The sequence below is a fragment of the Nitrospira defluvii genome (genome assembly GCF_905220995.1).
Lineage (GTDB): Bacteria > Nitrospirota > Nitrospiria > Nitrospirales > Nitrospiraceae > Nitrospira_A > Nitrospira_A defluvii_C.
In genome coordinates this window covers 13,847-32,175 of the sequence record NZ_CAJNBJ010000018.1, presented here as the reverse complement: position 1 = coordinate 32,175, position 18,329 = coordinate 13,847, and the positions used below count along the sequence as shown (strand labels likewise).

20 protein-coding genes and 1 pseudogene are annotated in these 18,329 nt (G+C 57.9%); 18 read left to right on the top strand and 3 right to left on the bottom strand.

Features of this window, described 5'->3' with window-relative positions; genetic code table 11:
- Nucleotides 1-24 precede the first annotated feature (24 nt).
- The 18 genes and pseudogenes from KJA79_RS18870 (at nt 25) to KJA79_RS23400 (ending at nt 14,284) form a co-directional block, all read left to right on the top strand.
- A complete protein-coding gene (locus tag KJA79_RS18870; protein WP_213043642.1) occupies nt 25-354 on the top strand; it encodes a hypothetical protein in 330 nt (109 codons plus the stop codon).
- Nucleotides 355-356: 2 nt separating this feature from the next.
- Nucleotides 357-809: pseudogene (locus tag KJA79_RS23215) on the top strand (hydrogenase maturation protease); the annotation flags it as partial.
- A gap of 639 nt (nt 810-1,448) precedes the next feature.
- A complete protein-coding gene (locus KJA79_RS18860; protein WP_213043640.1) occupies nt 1,449-2,459 on the top strand; it encodes a tetratricopeptide repeat protein in 1,011 nt (336 codons plus the stop codon).
- 46 nt (nt 2,460-2,505) lie between these two features.
- The gene (locus tag KJA79_RS18855; protein WP_213043639.1) at nt 2,506-2,727 is read left to right on the top strand and encodes a hypothetical protein; all 222 of its coding nucleotides are present in this window, start codon (nt 2,506-2,508) and stop codon (nt 2,725-2,727) included.
- A 12-nt stretch (nt 2,728-2,739) separates the two neighbouring features.
- Nucleotides 2,740-2,964 carry a hypothetical protein gene (locus KJA79_RS18850; protein WP_213043638.1) on the top strand — a complete coding sequence of 75 codons (225 nt, stop codon included), beginning with the start codon at nt 2,740-2,742 and terminating at the stop codon, nt 2,962-2,964.
- A gap of 5 nt (nt 2,965-2,969) precedes the next feature.
- Entirely contained in the window at nt 2,970-3,854 is an 885-nt protein-coding gene (locus KJA79_RS18845; protein ID WP_213043637.1) for a NifU family protein, read from the top strand.
- 5 nt (nt 3,855-3,859) lie between these two features.
- The gene (locus tag KJA79_RS18840) at nt 3,860-5,074 is read left to right on the top strand and encodes an NHL repeat-containing protein (protein ID WP_213043636.1); all 1,215 of its coding nucleotides are present in this window, start codon (nt 3,860-3,862) and stop codon (nt 5,072-5,074) included.
- Nucleotides 5,071-7,473 carry a carbamoyltransferase HypF gene (hypF, locus tag KJA79_RS18835; RefSeq protein WP_213043635.1) on the top strand — a complete coding sequence of 801 codons (2,403 nt, stop codon included), beginning with the start codon at nt 5,071-5,073 and terminating at the stop codon, nt 7,471-7,473. Before KJA79_RS18840 ends, hypF begins: the two co-directional genes overlap by 4 nt.
- Nucleotides 7,474-7,480: 7 nt before the next feature.
- The gene (locus KJA79_RS18830; protein ID WP_213043634.1) at nt 7,481-7,762 is read left to right on the top strand and encodes a HypC/HybG/HupF family hydrogenase formation chaperone; all 282 of its coding nucleotides are present in this window, start codon (nt 7,481-7,483) and stop codon (nt 7,760-7,762) included.
- 7 nt (nt 7,763-7,769) lie between these two features.
- A complete protein-coding gene (locus tag KJA79_RS18825; protein WP_213043633.1) occupies nt 7,770-8,459 on the top strand; it encodes a D-sedoheptulose-7-phosphate isomerase in 690 nt (229 codons plus the stop codon).
- Entirely contained in the window at nt 8,456-9,601 is a 1,146-nt protein-coding gene (gene hypD / locus KJA79_RS18820) for a hydrogenase formation protein HypD (RefSeq protein ID WP_213043632.1), read from the top strand. Before KJA79_RS18825 ends, hypD begins: the two co-directional genes overlap by 4 nt.
- 100 nt (nt 9,602-9,701) lie before the next feature.
- On the top strand, nt 9,702-10,727 hold the full coding sequence (gene hypE / locus KJA79_RS18815; protein WP_213043866.1) for a hydrogenase expression/formation protein HypE: 1,026 nt from the start codon (nt 9,702-9,704) through the stop codon (nt 10,725-10,727).
- A 15-nt stretch (nt 10,728-10,742) separates the two neighbouring features.
- On the top strand, nt 10,743-11,309 hold the full coding sequence (locus KJA79_RS18810; RefSeq protein WP_213043631.1) for a hypothetical protein: 567 nt from the start codon (nt 10,743-10,745) through the stop codon (nt 11,307-11,309).
- Complete coding sequence (gene hypA, locus KJA79_RS18805) at nt 11,297-11,626, top strand: hydrogenase maturation nickel metallochaperone HypA (RefSeq protein ID WP_213043630.1); 330 nt, start codon at nt 11,297-11,299, stop codon at nt 11,624-11,626. The genes KJA79_RS18810 and hypA overlap by 13 nt, the downstream gene beginning before the upstream one ends.
- Nucleotides 11,626-12,456, top strand: a complete 831-nt coding sequence (hypB, locus tag KJA79_RS18800) for a hydrogenase nickel incorporation protein HypB (protein WP_213043629.1) — start codon at nt 11,626-11,628, stop codon at nt 12,454-12,456. The genes hypA and hypB overlap by 1 nt, the downstream gene beginning before the upstream one ends.
- Complete coding sequence (locus KJA79_RS18795) at nt 12,450-13,145, top strand: HoxN/HupN/NixA family nickel/cobalt transporter (RefSeq protein WP_213043628.1); 696 nt, start codon at nt 12,450-12,452, stop codon at nt 13,143-13,145. Before hypB ends, KJA79_RS18795 begins: the two co-directional genes overlap by 7 nt.
- Before the next feature lie 22 nt (nt 13,146-13,167).
- Nucleotides 13,168-14,034: a hypothetical protein gene (locus KJA79_RS18790; RefSeq protein ID WP_213043627.1), complete on the top strand. Its 867-nt coding sequence runs from the start codon at nt 13,168-13,170 to the stop codon at nt 14,032-14,034.
- Complete coding sequence (locus KJA79_RS23400; protein ID WP_425518125.1) at nt 13,934-14,284, top strand: energy transducer TonB family protein; 351 nt, start codon at nt 13,934-13,936, stop codon at nt 14,282-14,284. The genes KJA79_RS18790 and KJA79_RS23400 overlap by 101 nt, the downstream gene beginning before the upstream one ends.
- Nucleotides 14,285-15,005: 721 nt before the next feature.
- Here KJA79_RS23400 and KJA79_RS18780 read toward each other — a convergent pair.
- From KJA79_RS18780 to dnaN, 3 genes are all read right to left on the bottom strand, one after another.
- Nucleotides 15,006-16,184 carry a tyrosine-type recombinase/integrase gene (locus KJA79_RS18780; RefSeq protein ID WP_213043625.1) on the bottom strand — a complete coding sequence of 393 codons (1,179 nt, stop codon included), beginning with the start codon at nt 16,182-16,184 and terminating at the stop codon, nt 15,006-15,008.
- A gap of 27 nt (nt 16,185-16,211) precedes the next feature.
- Nucleotides 16,212-16,541, bottom strand: a complete 330-nt coding sequence (locus tag KJA79_RS18775) for a helix-turn-helix domain-containing protein (protein ID WP_213043624.1) — start codon at nt 16,539-16,541, stop codon at nt 16,212-16,214.
- A gap of 644 nt (nt 16,542-17,185) precedes the next feature.
- Nucleotides 17,186-18,319, bottom strand: a complete 1,134-nt coding sequence (dnaN, locus tag KJA79_RS18770; RefSeq protein ID WP_213043623.1) for a DNA polymerase III subunit beta — start codon at nt 18,317-18,319, stop codon at nt 17,186-17,188.
- Between the last annotated feature and the right edge of the window lie 10 nt (nt 18,320-18,329).

Sequence of the window (18,329 nt, the reverse complement as noted above, 5' to 3'; positions counted from 1 at the left end):
CTCCGTCTATGCTTGGTGATTTGCATGAAGGATGCGGACGACATCCTCCGAAGCAAGCTTCAGCAACTATTGAAAGACGGGCTGAAAACCGAGGTAGAGCCAAGAGCCTATACGAGTGAGATGGTCACTCAGCTCGTCAGTCGACTCCAGGCCATCCCTCCGGATCACTATGCTGACAAGCTGACTGCGGCCGGGGTTACACTCACCCCATACGCTCCTCCCGAGGATGACGATGACCTGAAACAATCCTGCGAAACGTGTATGTACTTCGTGATCCACCGGCAGTTCTGCGACTTGCCAGAACTACACCTGCCTGTCGAGAAAGACTGGTCATGCCGTCTGTGGAGAATTTAAGCATGGCAACCGAGGCGCTGGCCGTGATCGGGTGCGGCAATCTCAATCGCCGCGATGATGGGCTCGGCGTGATCGTCGCCCAGCGGCTGATGCAGTGGTTAAACGCCGAACCGCAGGAGAACATCCAGGTCTATGATGCAGGGACCGGAGGAATGGACGTCATGTTCCAAGCCCGTGGGACCTCCTCCTTGATTCTCGTCGATGCCAGCCTCAGCGGCTCGACACCCGGCTCCATTTTCAAGCTTCCCGGAAAGGAAGTGGCCAGCAGGCCCGAACCTGGTTATAGCCTGCATGATTTTCGATGGGATCACGCGCTCTATGCGGGACGAAAAATCTTTGGTGACACGTTTCCTCACGATGTCACGGTCTATCTCGTCGAAGCGGCAGATGTCTCCTTGGGACTAGAACTCAGTCCTGCGGTCGCTCAAGCTCTGGAGCGAGTCATTGACCAGATCAAGGAAGACATCCGTGAGCGATCGACACGGTTAAGGAGCGGGCAGCGTGCTCCTTGCAGCGATGAACCAGTCACGGAGCGTTCAGAAGATCATCCTCAGGTGACGATCAGGCAGGGGAGCATCTACATCGACGCGAAGGTATATGCCAAATATCTGGGTGGTTTGGAGAGCATCGTGCTCCTTCGACAGGACCAGAAGCTGCTCTTGTTACCGGTCCGCCATGCCGCGGCTGGGGGCCTGTTGCTGAAAGTCCGAAATCCTCAAGGCGATCGTGTCGTGCATGCCCAAGAGTTTCTCCGGGGCCACGGAATTGAGGACCAGCAGGAAAAGGTTGTCCCCGTGCAGTGGGATAGCCGAATGGCCGCGCTCGTAACCGATTGGCCCTCATAAGGGTCGGATCAGGGTTCCACCACCGGTCGGACTGGTCCTTCGTCCGACACTCCCTTCTATCGGATCGCCACCAGACACCCCCAGCTCGGATATCCACAGACCGCTGCCTCAACGCAGTCCATCGGCATGAAACTTGATTGTGAAAACAAAGTTTGCACATAGAAAATCGAGTTGACATCTCTTGGTGTCCCTCGTAGAGTGCGCTCGTTCGATCGTGCAGTGAATTTCCCCTCCTGTGGAGTCGAGATCATGAGTTCTCTCTCGGATGAACATGTGAAAGCCGCGCTCGCGGCCGTCGAATCTCCTGAGATTGCTAATCGGGACAAGATTGATCTGTTGATCGAGGTCGCGATGGGACTCCAGCGGAAGCCCCGTTCCGTTCACGACCTCCATCACGCAGTCTCGCTGTATGATCGCGCGTTGACCCTCTCCGCGGAAGAAGAAGCCCTTCTCACGGCGCGGATTCAGGCGCGCAAGGGTACGGCGTTGAACGCGATCCCCTACGAGGGCGCAGAATTCGTCGAACAAGCGCGACAACTCTTTGAGTCGGCCTTAGCAGGATTTCAGCATGGCGGCTTGCTGGAAGAAATTGCCGAAGCTGAGATGAACCTGGGTCTGGCGTTGCACACACTTGCCTCGGCCGGGCGTGCCAGGATTGCCGATGCGATCGGAGCCTATTTGCGCGCGCTGCGGACCTTTACCCGTGAGGCTCATCCGACCGAGTATGCCATTCTGCACAACAACCTCGCCACCGCCTACCTGTCTCTCCCCATGACCGAACCGAGCGGGAAGATGCGTGAGGCGCTTGCGGTGCAATCCTTCGAAGAAGCCCTCACGGTCGTCACGCTCGTTGATCAGCCCGTCGAATACGCCATGCTGCAGAACAACCTTGGGAATGCGTTGCAGTATGCGTCAAGCAGCCACAGCGTGGAGAATAATCTGCGCGCCATTGTCGCCTATGATGAGGCGCTGAAGGTTCGAACCCCAGCGGATACGCCGATCGAATACGCGAACACCATCTCCAATAAGGCGAATGCCCTGCGCAACTTGCCCGATGAGCCGTCCCGGCCGGAGCAGGGGAATCGGCGAAATCTGGAGCAGGCCATTCGGTATCTCGAAGAAGCAAAGGAGTTGTTCGAGCGTTTCGGAGATACGAGCAAGGTGCGAGTGACCGGGGAGGTCCTCAACGAACTCAGGCAGGAGTTGGAAGCTCTCGTTGAGGCTGACATGCTGGCTTCTACGAATGACGGAGCCGCATGAATAGTCCGTGCCGTTCTATCCGCAGCGAGGAAGGAGAGGGACGGAAATGACAGGTTTGGCTCAAGGTGACTTAACGCTCCTCAGTGGAGCCATTCTGATGGGCTTGGCGCTGCTGTCAGGAGCGCTCGGTGGCGCCGTAGGCGGGATTCTTGTCGGGGGGAAAGTGTTGGGAAACGAGCTGGCTGCGATGATGGGGGCATTCTTCGGGCCCGTGGCATCGATACCCGGTGTGTTCGTGGGGCTGCTCATCCTGGCGTTGCTCATGTAGAGGAATGAAACCATGTTTGACATGTTCTGGAATTCCGTTCTGTTGTTCTTCAAGGGCAAATTGTTCCACGACCTTCCTAAAGTGATGATGTTGGCTGGAGTCGGCATGACGGTGGCCGCCGTGATCCTGATCGTGTTAGCCAAGTTGGGCGTGGCGTTATGGATAGCCGTCCTCGTCGCTGGTCTCTCTGCAGGGGCGCTCCAGCCGAGGCTCTTTCGTGACCTGAAGTATCGGTGAGTCCGATGGCGGAGTCGAACGCGATTCTCTCGACAGAACAGCCGACGCTGGCCTCTTTGCTGAAGAGCATCGAGAGTCTTGAGGCTATCGTGCAAGGATGGGATGAGTCACACCGGCTGACCGTTGAGGCCCTGCGGCAGGCTGTCGACGATCTGCACAAGGAAGCCTTTGCGCGGGTGATTCGCGGGATCAAGGCTGAGCCAGCTGCTCTGGAGGCGTTGAAACAGGTCGCCAGCGATGAAGTGGTCTATGCCGTCCTCCGCTATCTGGAACTGGTGAAACCGTCGCTCCATGAGCGAATTGAGCAAGCCCTGGGCTCTGTTCGTCCGCTGCTTCAAGGACACGGCGGAAACGTCGAGCTGGTTTCGGTAGCCCCCCCCGATACCGTCGAGATTCAACTGGTTGGCGCGTGCGACGGATGTCCTTCCTCAGGGCTCACGCTGACGGAGGGAATTGAGAAAGCCATCCGTGAGCATTGCCCGGAAATCCTCACAATCAAGAAGGTCAAAGGCAGCCTCCCCGCCTCCAATGGCCATGGAGCCGCGGTGTCGTTCATCAGCCCGTTTGCGTTGAGAAGCGACACGGGCTGGCACGCGGCCGTAACGCTGGAAGAGATTCCTGACGCCGGCATCAAGGTGCTGGAACTGAATGGGCAATCACTGCTGTTCAGTCGACAGGATCATCGCGTGACTTGCTTTGAGAACGCCTGTGCGCACATGGGAATGCCGCTCGACATGGGTGAAGTTGAACAAGGCGTGATTACCTGCCCCTACCACGGATTTCGCTATGACTTGTCCTCAGGAGAATGCCTGACGGCTCCTGAAGTGCAGCTGGTTCCCCGAGCGGTACGTGTCGTGGGATCGACCGTGGAAGTGAAACTGAAAGGCTAGAGGCGATGGCGCTCTCAGTCCATCTCGCACAGTCCGGGCAGCGCCCTGTTGCTGCCGGAGAACCGATCATTCCTCCGCCCTTGTGGGCACCGGTTGGCCCGATCATTGTGTTAGGGGAGAGTCGAGATGACCAAGGTTTTCCTCTTCCGGTCGTCCCATCGCCAAAAACCCTGTTCGGTCCACGAGGGTGCTGTCTTGTATCGAAGGATGGTCCGCTGTGGGTGGCTGACACCGGTCATCACCGTTTGCTGGGATGGCGGACCTGTCCAACCGCGAACGACGCGGAAGCCGACTGGGTCATCGGTCAACCCGATTTCCTTTCAGAGGGTCGCAACGCAAAACGTCTCCCTGGCCCCACAACCTTGAATGTGCCGACCGGGATTGTCGCCTACGGAACCGGATTAGCGGTGGCGGATGCGTGGAATCACCGGGTGCTGATCTGGCGACAACTTCCAACAACGAGTCATTGTCCTCCTGACCTTGTGCTGGGCCAGAAAAATTTCGAGGATGTAGAGATCAATCGTGGCTGTGCCGCTCCATCGGCAGAGACGCTCTATTGGCCTTACGGCGTGTGTTGTTGGGGAGACAGTTTGATTGTGGCGGATACCGGGAACCGCCGCGTGTTGATCTGGTTCACTCCACCGACCCAGAACGGTCAGGCTGCTGATCTCGTGCTGGGTCAAACAGACTTTGCCGGAAAAGATGAAAACGCCGGTGGTGCGCCGTCAGCAAGGAGCATGCGGTGGCCGCATGGCATCGCTCGCTGGGGCAACAAACTGTGCGTGGCTGACGCCGGCAATAATCGCGTCATGATCTGGAACACGTTGCCCTCAACCTGCGGCGCTGAAAGCGACTGGATTTTAGGACAGACCGATGTCGCGCAGGTCGATCACAACGGTGGACAGTACTGGCCGCATGCTGGTTCCCTGAACATGCCCTATGGTATCGCCTCGGCAGGGGATTGGCTCGTCGTGAGCGACACCGCCAACTCTCGGCTCCTCGGCTGGCATGTCCGTGATCTGGGAACCGGTGCGCGGGCGCGGGCTTTGGCAGGCCAGCGCTCGTTCGAGATGAAAGGTGACAATCAGTGGGGGTTTCCTACACCCGATACGATCTGTTGGCCCTACGGCGTGTCTGTTTGCGAAGGGATGTTGGCGATCGCTGACAGTGGCAACAATCGAGTGGTGATCCGGCCGATGTGCGTTGAGGAGTTGGAATGAGTCCGGTCGTGTCCTCCCATACGTCGGACCACGTGGCATTCTCGATTCGTGTGCACGGCCTTGTTCAAGGGGTCGGGTTCCGTCCGATGGTCTGGCGACTGGCACGACAGCATCAGATCCGAGGCTATGTCCTGAACGATGGAGAAGGCGTCAGGATTGTGGCGATTGGCCCACCGGACCGCATCCTGCACTTCATGACGACGCTGAAGGAGCAGCCGCCAATCCTCGCCCGGATCGATGAGATCATCTCTGAACCGGCTGCCATTGAGCACATTCCCCCGGATTTCACGATCCGGGAAAGCGGATCAGGAGACGTGTCAACCGGAGTCGTGCCGGACGCCGCGACCTGCCCTGACTGCGCACAGGAAATCCTCGACCCCTTCGCCCGGCGCTATCGGTATTCCTTTACCAACTGCACGCAGTGCGGGCCGCGACTGACGATTCAAGAACAGATTCCCTACGATCGCTCGGGCACGACCATGAATCGGTTTCGGATGTGCCCTGCCTGTGCGGCGGAATACGAGGATCCCGCCGACCGCCGGTTTCACGCGCAGCCGATTGCCTGCCACACATGCGGGCCGAGGGCCTGGTTGGAACGGGCCGATGGGAAGCCCATCGCGGTCGACGCGTTGTCGATGATGGATGCGGTTGACGCGGCCTGTACGCTTCTTCAGCGGGGGCACCTTGTGGCGATCAAGGGACTGGGCGGCATCCAGCTCGCCTGCGACGCCACCCAGGAAGACAGCGTGTCTCGACTTCGTCGATTGAAAGGTCGAGAAGGCAAACCCTTTGCGCTGATGGCCCGCGATCTTCAGGTTATCGCGCGATATGCGGGCATTGATGAACAGGAGCGCGCGCTGCTCGAGAGCCCGGCGGCGCCGATCGTGATCCTGAAATGTCGGCCCGATGCCGAGGTGGCGGCGAGCGTGGCACCGGGCGTGCGTACGTTGGGGTTCATGTTGCCCAATACTCCATTGCATCACCTTCTGCTGAGAAGAATGAATCGCCCGATCGTCCTGACGAGCGGGAATCGGGCCGATGAGCCTCAATGGATCGACAATGATTTAGCCAAGGCACAATTGGGCGCCATCGCGGAGTATTTTCTCCTCCATGATCGTCCCATCGCGCAACGGGTCGATGACTCTGTCACCAAAGTCATCGCGGGGGTTCCCCGTGTCCTCCGTCGTAGCCGCGGCTATGCCCCGGCGCCGATTCTGTTCCCAAAAGGATTTGATCAGGCCCCGCGCATCCTCGCGATGGGGGGCGAATTGAAGAACACCTTCTGTCTCTTCAGTGACAATCGTGCCATCCTCTCCCACCACATCGGAGACCTCGAGGATGCTTTGACGCTCGCCGATTATCGGAGAGCACTGCGGCAGTATGGAGACTTGTTCGCGCACACTCCGGATCTGATCGGAGTCGATTGCCATCCTGAGTACCTCTCAAGCAAAGTCGGGAAAGCCCTGGCTGCCGATCGATCGTTGCCGGTCTGCGAAGTCCAACATCATCATGCGCATGTCGCTGCCTGTATGGTCGAGAACGGAATTCCGATCGATCATCCAGCTGTATTAGGAATTGCGCTGGATGGCTTGGGATATGGGGATGAGGGACAGCTCTGGGGCGGCGAGTTCATGCTGGCTGACTATAGAACGGCCGTCCGGGTTGGAACCTTCAAGCCCGTGCGAATGCTCGGTGGAGAGCAAGCGGTCAAGGAGCCCTGGCGAAACACCTATGCGCATCTCATGGCGGAACTCGGGTGGGTTCGATTCGCCATGAACTATGCCGAACTAGACCTCTACCACTTTTTGGCCAAGAAACCGCGTGGCGTTCTGGACTCCATGCTGGCTCGCGGAATCAACAGCCCTGCGGCCAGTTCCTGTGGCCGTCTCTTCGATGCGGTGGCGGCGGCCATGGGATTGTGCCGCGACCACGCGAGTTACGAAGGGCAGGCAGCCATTGAATTGGAACAGGTGGTTAATCAGGCGACTTTGGAAGAGGAAGACGACGCCCTGGCCTATCCGTTCACGATCCCCTACCTCGACGAGGCGAAGCTGCCCTACATCGAACCGCTGGCCATGTGGCAAGCCCTGCTCGGCGACTTGATCCTGCACACGCCGCGTTCAGTCATGGCTGCCCGGTTTCATAAGGGACTGGCGTTGGCGATCTGCGCCGTGGTGGGCAAGGTCACCAGAGTCGACGAAGGGGAGCGGACGATTCGCCACGTCGTGTTATCCGGCGGAGTATTTCAGAACCAGGCGCTGTGTGAACTCGTGACAGCCAAATTGCAAGGGATGGGATTCGCGGTGCTCGCACATCGGCACGTTCCGTCAAACGACGGAGGGCTGTCGCTGGGCCAAGCTGCCATCGCCGCCGCGAGAGCGTTATCACACAATCGGTGAGGTTGCCATGTGTCTCGGAATTCCCGGGCAGATTGTTGAAATCAATAACGAGCAGCAAAAACTCGCAGTGGTCGATGTCGGAGGCGTCAGACGAACGGTGAATATCGCCTGTATCGTGGACGATCAACATCCGCCAGAGTCCTGCATCGGAGATTGGGTCCTGGTCCATGTGGGCTTTGCGATGAGCCGGGTTGATCCGGAGGAGGCTCAGCGGACCATCGAACTCTTGAGCCAGCTGGGAGAAGTGCAGGCCGAGGTTCAAGCCATGCGCGCCTCCGGACAGTCTTGAGGGAACCATGTCGTCAAAACGAGTTCTGGACAACCTTTATCCATTCTTACAAGAGCAAACGCCGTCGTCCGCCCGCCTCGACACGGAATTGCTGGAGTCAGTCCGGCTGAAGGCCGAAGACAGTCTTGCGGTGAAGCGGGCATTCTTCACGGCACACGGAGTCCAAGTGATCGAGGCGGCCCATGCGATTGCGAACGTCTATCGCCGGAATGGGCGGTTGTTGACGATGGGCAACGGTGGATCGAGCTGCGATGCCTGCCACATTGCCGTCGAGTTCCAGCATCCCATCACAGCCGGGCGGCCCGCTCTTCCAGCGATCAGTCTAGATGCCGATGTTGCCATGTTGACCGCTGTTGGCAACGACGTCGGGTTCGAACATGTCTTTGTCCGGCAAGTAATCGCCCAGGCGCGGGCTGGCGATGGATTGATCGGGGTCAGCACCAGCGGCAACTCGTCGAATCTCCTGCGAGCGTTTGAAAAGGCCAAAGATTTGGGACTCACGACCATCGGGTTAGCGGGAGGCAATGGAGGCCTCATGGCGCAGTCAGCGGCCATCAACCACTGTTTAGTTGTCGAAACCGACAGCATCCACCGCGTGCAGGAGTGTCATGTCGCCATCTATCATATCCTGTGGGATCTGGTGCACACCCTTCTGGCTGACGACCGGGGTATGGGGCAACCGCGGAGTGGATCATGAAATTTATTGATGAGTTTCGCGACCCCCTCAAGGCCCAATCGTTGATTCGGGAAATTCGCGACCTGGTCGGACAGATCGAACTCTGCAAGAGACGGCCCATAGGAATTATGGAAGTGTGCGGAGGGCATACCCACACGATTTTCCGCTACGGCGTCAACAAGATGCTGCCGGACGAAGTGGAATTCATTCACGGGCCGGGCTGTCCTGTGTGCGTCCTGCCTCGGGGACGTGTCGATGACTGTGTGGCGCTGGCACAACGCCCAGACGTCATCATGACCACCTTTGGGGACGCGATGCGGGTGACCGGATCGAAAAAGAGTTTGCTGCAAGCCAAGGCAGAGGGCGCGGATGTTCGGATGGTGTATTCGCCGTTGGATGCGCTGAAGCTGGCCAAGGCCCATCCCGATCGCGAGGTGGTATTCCTGGCCCTGGGATTCGAGACCACGATGCCGAGCACCGCGTTTACAGTGCTGCAAGCACAACGGGAAGGCATCTCCAATTTCTCCCTGTTCTGTAACCACATTACGATCATTCCCACCATCAAAGCCGTGCTCGATTCGCCCGATCTTCAAGTCGATGCGTTCCTGGGACCCGGCCATGTCAGCATGGTCATTGGCACGGAACCATACCGCTTCATTGCCGAGCGGTATCGGAAACCGATTGTCATCGCCGGCTTTGAGCCGTTGGACATTCTCCAGTCGGTGTGGATGGTGCTCAAGCAGATGGCCGACGGCCGGTGCGAGGTCGAAAACCAATATCGCCGCGTGGTTCCCGATGTGGGGAACGCGCAGGCGCTTGAGGCGATTCAAACCGTGTTCGAATTGCGGGAGTTTTTTGAGTGGCGCGGCTTGGGCTCGATCGACTATTCCGGCGTGCGAATGAAGGCGCCGTTTGCCGGATACGATGCGGAACGTAAGTTCGAGATGCCGAATATCAAAATCGCCGATCCGACCTCGTGCCAATGCGGCGAAGTATTAAAGGGAGTCATCAAGCCGCCGCAATGCAAAGTCTTCGGGACGTCCTGTACGCCGGAGAATCCGCTCGGCGCCTTGATGGTCTCAACCGAAGGAGCCTGTGCCGCCTATTACAACTATGGGTGGATTGATCGAGAGAGTATCAAGCCAGCCAAGGTCTCCGCATGAGGCTCACAAGGAGGAGCCAGCGGCCATGACGCCTCCGATGTTGGATCGCCAATCCGCGGACATTTCGACCGCGCAAACCGCGAACGGTTGGCTGGCTCGAATGCGCGAGAAGCGGATTACCCTCGCCCATGGGAGCGGGGGCAAGGCCATGCGAGAACTTGTCGAGCAGCTGTTTGTGACGGAGTTCAACAATCCGTTGTTGGCCGCGCTGGAAGATCAGGCGGTCGTCCCATTGGATGAATTGCAGCAGCAGGGAACAAGGCTGGCGTTCACCACGGACAGTTATGTCGTGAATCCCTTGTTCTTCCCAGGTGGCAGCATCGGTGAACTCGCCGTGCACGGCACTATCAACGATTTGGCGATGAGCGGGGCACGCCCCTTGTTTCTCTCCTGCGGGATGATTCTCGAAGAAGGGCTTTCGATCGACACGCTCGGTGAAGTGGTGAGCCGAATGAAGCACGCTGCGCGTGAAGCCGGGGTGGTCATTGTGACGGGCGATACGAAAGTGGTTGAACGGGGAGCCGCCGATAAGCTCTTCGTGAACACGGCCGGCATTGGTGTAATCAGACACGATGTCGCCATCTCCGCAACCCGCGCGCGTCCAGGGGACGTGGTAATTACGAACGGATACATTGGCGATCATGGAATCGCCATTCTCTTGGCTCGGAACGAGCTTGCCCTGGAGTCATCGGTGGAGAGCGACACGCAGCCCCTCCACGAACTGGTGCAAGAGATGGTGAGAGTCTGCCCGGATATCCATTGTCTGAGGGACGCCACGCGGGGCGGCATTGCAACCGTCCTGAACGAATTCGCTGCGTCGTCTAACGTCGGCATTCATCTGTCGGAGGCGGCGATCCCCGTCCACGAAACGGTGCGAGGCGCCTGCGAAATCCTTGGGTTGGATCCTCTGTATCTGGCCAACGAGGGAAAGTTGGTCGCGATCGTCCCGCGGGAACAGGCCGATCCCATCGTGGAAGCGATGCGCACTCATCCGGCTGGTCGGGACAGCGCGATTATCGGAGAAGTGAAAGAAACCCCGAATGGCGCGGTCGTCATGGCGACGGCCTTTGGCGGGACGCGCGTGGTGGATACGCTCATTGGCGATCAGTTGCCGCGGATTTGCTAACTAAGGAAACCGCCCATGCTCACTGGTGAGGTCCGATCGCTCGACATCCTTGATGACGGGCAACTCCAACGGCTGGACTACGACGGCTTGCTTCGGTTTCATCGAGGGGATGCGACATGGGGTGCCGCGGTCGCGTTTCGCGCCTTACAACGGGCTGGACGACACTTTTCGCACCCCACACTGTGGGAGCGCCGAGAGCTGACGGTGACCAGTGCCCACCCTGGCCCGGGCGTGAGGGACGCAGTGGAGTATGTCACCGGATGTGTCAGTCGTGGTCGATACTATCTGACTCAACCAGAACAAGCTGGACAATGCCACAACGGGATGCAGTTCGCTTGGTGGATCTCCAAAAGGTTGAAAACGGTGTCTGTCCAGCTGCGTGAAGGGTTTGTGCCGGAGGACTTCTTTATCCTCGTTGATCGGATCGATACCTCAATGGAACGCGCGAGCGATCGAGGCCAGTTTGAGCACATGAAAGCGCAGCTGACGGATCAGGTATGGCGGGAACCACTCGATACGCTCTTCCGCGTCACTGACACGATGCAGCCGACAGGAGCCACCGTTCTCGCATGCACGAATTGAGCATTACCCGGAACATCGTCGCGATCGTCAATGAGCGGGCGCGTGGGGCGAAAGTCACGCAAGTCACGCTGGAGATTGGACAATTGAGCCCCGTGATACCCGATGCCATCCGATTTTGTTTCGATGTGGTCGCCAAAGGAACACTCTTGGAAGGGGCGCAACTCGAAGTCATCGAGGTGCCGGGGCACGGTCAATGTCGCGATTGCGGACGCGACGTGGAACTGCGCCATCTGGTAGCCCGTTGCTCCTGCGGTTCCTCAAATCTGGTACGACTGTCCGGTGAAGAACTAAACATCAAACAAATGGTGACAGCCTAATGTGTACCACATGCGGGTGTTCGGATGATGCCGCGCCGCGGCTGACCGATGTAATGACGGGGCAGACAATCAAGCTTCGATCTGACGCAGGGAGTCATGGACACGACCACGATCATGACCATCATCACGATCGTCATGGAGACCATGTGCACGTGGACGGACAAACCATCGTGCTCCAGGAAGCGGTGCTCGCGAAGAACGATCGCCTGGCTGAACGCAACCGCGGCTGGTTGCAGGGACGGCACGTCGTGGCACTGAATCTGGTCAGTTCGCCCGGTTCCGGGAAAACGACGTTATTGGAGCAGACGATCCGCGCGTTGAGACACGAACTGCCTATCCAGGTCATCGAAGGCGATCAGGCGACCGTGAACGATGCAGAACGAATCCGGAGCACCGGCTGTCGAGTCGTGCAAATCAACACCGGGGCCGGTTGTCATCTCGAAGCGGACATGGTGGCCCGGGGATTAGAGCAGTTGGCTCCGGCGCCGTATTCCATCGTGATGATCGAGAACGTCGGAAACCTGGTGTGTCCTGCACTCTTCGATCTGGGGGAGCAGGCAAAGGTGGTCGTGCTCTCTGTGACAGAAGGGGAGGACAAGCCGCTGAAGTATCCCCATATGTTCCGGGCTGCAGACGTGATGCTGTTGAACAAGATCGATCTTCTGCCGCATCTCTCATTTGATATCACGCGCTGCGTCGAGTACGCGAAGTCGGTCAATCCCCATCTGGAAGTCTTTCTGGTATCCGCGATCTCAGGAGAGGGCATGCAGAGCTGGTATGACTGGCTTCGCGCGCAAGTACAAGCGCTGGAAGGGGCACCTGCATGCTGACGCTCTTGGGCCTCGGCTTTCTGTTAGGGTTGCGCCATGCGTTCGAAGCGGATCATGCGGCGGCAGTCGCAGCCTTGGCGAGTCGCAGTCATTCGGTCGGTGAAACGGTCAGACAGGGGATCGCCTGGGGCATTGGGCATGCCCTGACGCTCTTTCTCTTCTGTTCAGTCGTGCTGTCCCTGAACAGCATGGTTCCCGAGCGCGTGGCCTTGGCATTGGAGATGGCCGTCGGTGTGATGCTGATTGGATTGGGTCTTGATGTGTGGCGGAGGATCAGGCGGGATCGGATCCACATTCATATCCATGAACATGAAGCAGGGAAGTCCCATATACACATCCACGCGCATCGGAACGAATCGGATCGTGTCCAACATCAGCGCGCGCATCACATTCCGTACCGTGCATTACTCGTCGGCGTGACGCACGGGATGGCAGGCTCAGCGGCTCTTATTCTCCTCACGCTCCATGCCGCCACATCCATTGCGCTCGCCTGGACCTACATCATTCTTTTTGGTCTCGGCTCGATTCTTGGCATGGCCACGCTGTCTCTGGCTATTGCGATTCCACTCCGTCGATCAGCGCAATCCTTCGCATGGGCGTATGACGGAATTCAGATTGCCATCGGAGGCATCAGCGTATTTCTCGGAGCCAGCATGCTGTACACCCAGGGGTCGGAATTCCTAGGCTGATGGAGACGAAGGATTCCATCTCATGGATAGCTTCCTGCCTGACCATGTTCACCTGAGGATTCACGCCTACGCCTGGCTTTGCTCATTGTTGTTCCATCTCGCTGTCCTCAGTGCTTCTGCCGAGTTCATCAGGCGCATCACGCTCATTCCTGTAGCCGACCCGTTTCACTGGGAGGTGGCGCTCGTCAGCCTTTCTGCCAGAGCGACCGACAGTATTCCGGTGGATAGTCCGAGTGCAGCCGAAAGCCAGCCGGATCTCCTCTCTGCTTCGAATTCATTGTCCCATACTCCAACGGACCAAGGCATGCCGGACGTAACAGTTTCAGAGGTGACTAAGTCAGCACAATCACAGCTGACGGCAACATCGGAAAGAATTCAACCGATTCTCGTACAGGAGCAACTCGCGGGCCCCAGTCCGTCCATAACACAAGAAAGCAAACCTATCCCAGTAACGGCCGAAAAGGCTCTCCCGCTACAGAGGAGGGAGCAGTTGATGGAGTGGGAGGAAAACGCATATTCTCTTCCTGAGCAGCCTGCTCTGCCGGCAAGCCAGGCTAATGAGGAACGTCCTAAGGCCGTCGAGCAGGCGACGCTTGTGAGTGCATCGTCATCACCTCCGATCGTTTCTGCTACTCCCTCCCCGGTCAGAGAGGAAATGACGGAGCAAGCACCTCGGGAATCCTCGACAAGTGCGGAACCAATCCAACATTATGGTCATCAGCCGCAAGAGCCGGCTGGAGCTGAAATAGCTTCCGGACGAGCCATAACCAACCAACCAACTGGCCTCTTTGCCTGCTCAGGTCCAGGATCTATCTTCGGGAACGCCCACCGCTCGACCGGTCGCACGCGACTATGGGTGGTTGCAGAGCACTCTGTTCAAGAGACTTGAACAGCTTAAGCGTCAGTCGCGCCCCCTTCTGGATGTTTCGGGAGGAAAGAAAGTATTGCTGCGAGTGGTCATTCTTGAAGGCGGTGATCTTGGTGAGCTGAAAATAGAACGAAGTTCCGGAGAGGATCGTCTCGATCAGGAGGCTCTGCGCCTGGTGCAGCTGGCCTTTCCCATTCCGTTAGACTACGCCTTGAGTCGACCCCAAGTGGTTGTCCGTATCCCTATCAGCTATAGCCTCTCGTCGGACTGAGATGAGCGATTGGCGCCTGGTGGATGCGAGACTACAGATAAAGATGCGAGAGGTTGCGCGAGTTGTAATGTGCTATAGTGAGCCAGAGAGTAGTTGGTCACTCCCAGATTTTGGTAACCGTTGTGGGCGTATCGTTTCGGTCCTGACAAGAAAGGGGAAATACCATGAAGGGTTCGCATCAACATAAGCATGAGCACAGTCACTCTCATACCCACGGGTCATCACTCAGTCACTCCCACAAGCATGTTCATCTGCATGCCCATGACCATTCCCATGGAAAAGCGGAAGATCATGACCATGACCATCATGGTGACCATGGCGCCCACGATCACCATCATTCATGATCTAACGTAGGATCCTGGTTCCAGTTGCTTGCCTATCAGTCATCCATTGTTCGTATAGCCAGCTGATTGAGCGTTAGAGCCCTCTGCCTGACTTCCGATTGAAAGTGGTGGCAAATCTCCAAGACTGGTCTGGTCACATACCAAATCCCATGCGAAGTTCCCGAGCCATTGCGAAGTGTTCACCAGATGTTCACCAGGAGGCCGGAACTGGTCGGTTTGGACGGGACAAGGTCTGATGTTGCTAGACGGGGAAGCGTACTGGGCGCCGCGAGATACTATTGAGGAACGTGGCATTTTGCACGTGAAGGGGAGAAGCGAGAGGCCTCTTATGAGTCCGCTGCTCTACCAACTGAGCTACACCGCCACGTCATTGATTTCTAAGGGGCTTTGGTCTTGTCAGCCGAGCGCTCCGACCCAGAACTGTTCACCAACTGTTCACCGTGACCGTGCTTCCGGTCGTGGTGTTCCTGGAGCCTGCGCCCGGCTTCAATGAGGTCAGATCTCTTCACGATGTGGTACCGACGGTAGACGGAATCGGTCTTGTGACCACTGATTGCCATCGCGACCTTTCTTGGCACCCCGGCATCCTCCATGTTACTGACTGCTGTTCGACGGAAGTCGTGGATTAACGCCCCACGATAGCGCCGGTTTCCAACAAAACGCCCCTTAGGATTTTCAAATCGCCCGAGTCCAGCTTTGACGCAGGCGGTTCGCCATGAACTCTTGATGGAAGCCAGTTTTTTCCCGCTAAGGTGACAGACCCACCGGCAATCCGGATACAGGTCCGAAGTGTGCTTATACCATGCGGCGAGGACATCGTAAAGGTCCCCGCCCATCACAGCGACTCGTTCTTCTTCCGTCTTCGTAGTCTCTGACGCAAGCCGGATCTCGACGTTCCGCTTCTGATGATCGAAGTATACCTGAGGCCATTCGAGATTCATGGTCTCACCTTCGCGCGTCCCCAGCCAATACTCAATCGTGACCGGGATGCGAGCGTGCGGCGGCAGCAAGGCTCTAACCTTCACAAATTCCTGCCACGAGCGGTAACCAGAGCGCGGGGGTGACTCTTTCAATTTGGTCCACTGTGGGACCGAGGTCACGAGCGGCGGCTTCCCCGCAAGCCCCAAGCGGTACGCGCGAAGCAAGAAGGACATCCGTCTATTGACACGCGCCGGACTCAATCCGTTCTCGCGCCACTCGGTTGCCCAATTGCGAAGGTCCGTTGCGCTCACTGTCTCGGCGAGCATATTCCCCGCGAAAGCGCTCCAGAAGGCATGAAGCTGTTCTGCATTCTTGAGGGACTTGTAGCTATTTGCCTTGTAATCAGAAACGACGAGCTGGGTCAGCTCTCTGACCTTGGTCTCCATTTGCTGCGGCCAGCCAAAGAGGCCCCCATAGTAGCGTTCGTGCAATGTCTGGAGCACACGGCCTGCTGTCTCCCGCGTGCCATGAATGACCTTGCGGATATTGGGCCGGCCACGGCCCTGGTGCCACTTAATAAGATACCGCTTCTCCCCGATGCGTGTGACCGTGCCGCCTCCCGATCTTTTCCCCATGGATCCCCTTCAACTGATTTAGCTCGATCAGCTAGCCTTGGAATCAACTTGTCTTGGAACAGAACGTACTTTCTTGGCGCTGGCCGTTAACGGCGGCGGTGAATCATAGGTCCTTCGCTGGCGCTCTTCCCACTGCGCGACATCGCTCGGATGGATGCGCCACCGAGGACGGCGCCCTTTCCCTAGTCTGATTCCAGGTATCCCGTCGGGTTGACCGAGCACGTCGCTGTACAGGTAGTCCGGAGTGACCCGCAGGCGTTGCGCCAGTTGCTGTACGGTCATGTACTGGTCTGCGGCCTGCTGGGCATTCGCACTGGTCGTGGTGAGTGCTTCCCCTCGAAGTGATCGCATTTTCATATGACCTCTAACCTTTAGAGAGCCTGGAACGGAGTGTGTCAGTAGCTCCCCGGTAGTCGTTATGCCCGTAACAGTAGACCTCTAGAGAGCCCACGCAGGAGCTGGTGCCCTTGTCCCGGACCATCGAGCAAGCGTGGGGCCCCATGCAAGTTTTACTGGTAGAGAATGGTCCTTTTCAGATGTATCGCAGGCAGCGAAGGGGGTAGCCCCCGCCTATCGATGTGACAGGACCTTTCTTTGAGTATTACTGGATGGGCAGAATGGGGTGGGGCCAGTGTTGGAGAGGAGTGGTGTTGCCTTCACTGATACCGATCGCCACTTAAGACAGACACGACGACGATCAGAGGAGGCCTGGGGCGACATGCTGCGGGAGGACTAATCGATGGCGGCCCAGTCGTACCGAAGAAGTTCTTCCTCGCTTTTCTTCTCCTTGCACAGAGCCCGGAGGGCCAACACCGGCCGGCGAGCCCAGACGTGAAGCGTCATCCTGGTGTAGCCGTTTTGACCCTTGATGCTTTGAAAGTGAACGACATACAGCCGCTGGCCTTGCTGATTGAGCCAGCCGGCCCGCCGGTATGAAGTCCACCCCCATGAGACTGTGTTTGGTGACGGAGCCAGACCGCGCATCATCGCCTCCATAGTTATTAGCGGACTGGCATGATCACGTGCTTCCAGCGATTATGGCTGTCAGGGCTCACGATGAGGCAGGGACTGACCGGTTCCTTCATATGCAGTTGAAGGCGCTTGCCTGGGCATGTCCGGAGCGCATCCAGCAGGTAGCGGGCGTTGAAGCCGGTTTTGAATTCCTTGCCGGCGACGACCGCCGGGATACTTTCCGTTCCTTCCCCCACGTCTGCACTCTGGGCGTGGATGGTGAGCGTGTCAGGTGTCAGAGCCAGACGCACGGCTTGAGTTTGGTCGCGAGAAATCACGGCCACACGATGGAGCGCCTCTTCGAAGATCTCACGGTCGATCTCCATACGCGCGCCGTTCAGGACGGGGATGACCTGCTGGTAATTGGGATAAGTCCCTTCGATGAGCCGGCTCGTCAGGATGACGTTCTTGACGGTCACGCAAAAGAGCTCCTTGGAAATAGCGATGGGAACATCCAACGTATCTTCCTGAGCGAGCAATGCGGCCAGCAACTGAGCAGCTTTCTTGGGAATAAGGGCGATGAGCGGCTGGGGTGCCGAGGTGGTCCAGGTGCCGGCATCTGATTCAGCGATGACCAAGCGGTGCCCGTCCGTTCCGACGAGTTCGATCGCGGGTGATTCCTGCGTAGGCTGTGTACTGATGGTGATGAGCACGGACTGCAGGACGAACCGCTGGTCCTGATCGGGAACAGCCGGGAGAACTTGTTGCAGACAGGTGAGGAGAGCGGTGCTGGGGATGCTGAACTGAGCAGGCTCGTCAAAGGCAGGGAGCTGTGGATAGTCGTCTGCGGACATGCCATGGAGCGTGAAGCGGCTGTTTCCCGACACGAGCTTGATCACGTGTTTCTCATCAGCCTGCCAGGTGATGGGATGCTCGGGACCGAGTTCCTTGATCACATCGCAGAGGGCACGGGCGTTGACGGTGACGCGCCCGGGTTTCTGCACGGTGACGTCATAGGAGCCTTGGAACCCGGTTTCGATGTCAGTGCCCAGGACCGTGAGGCCCGTGGGCGTGGCCTCCAGGAGGGCATTGGCGAGGATCGGGAGGGTGGATCTGTTCGAGGTGAGGCTCAGCAGATTCCGGATGGCGCTCAGCAGGATGCTGCGGGTGCACGTGAATTTCATAACAACCTCC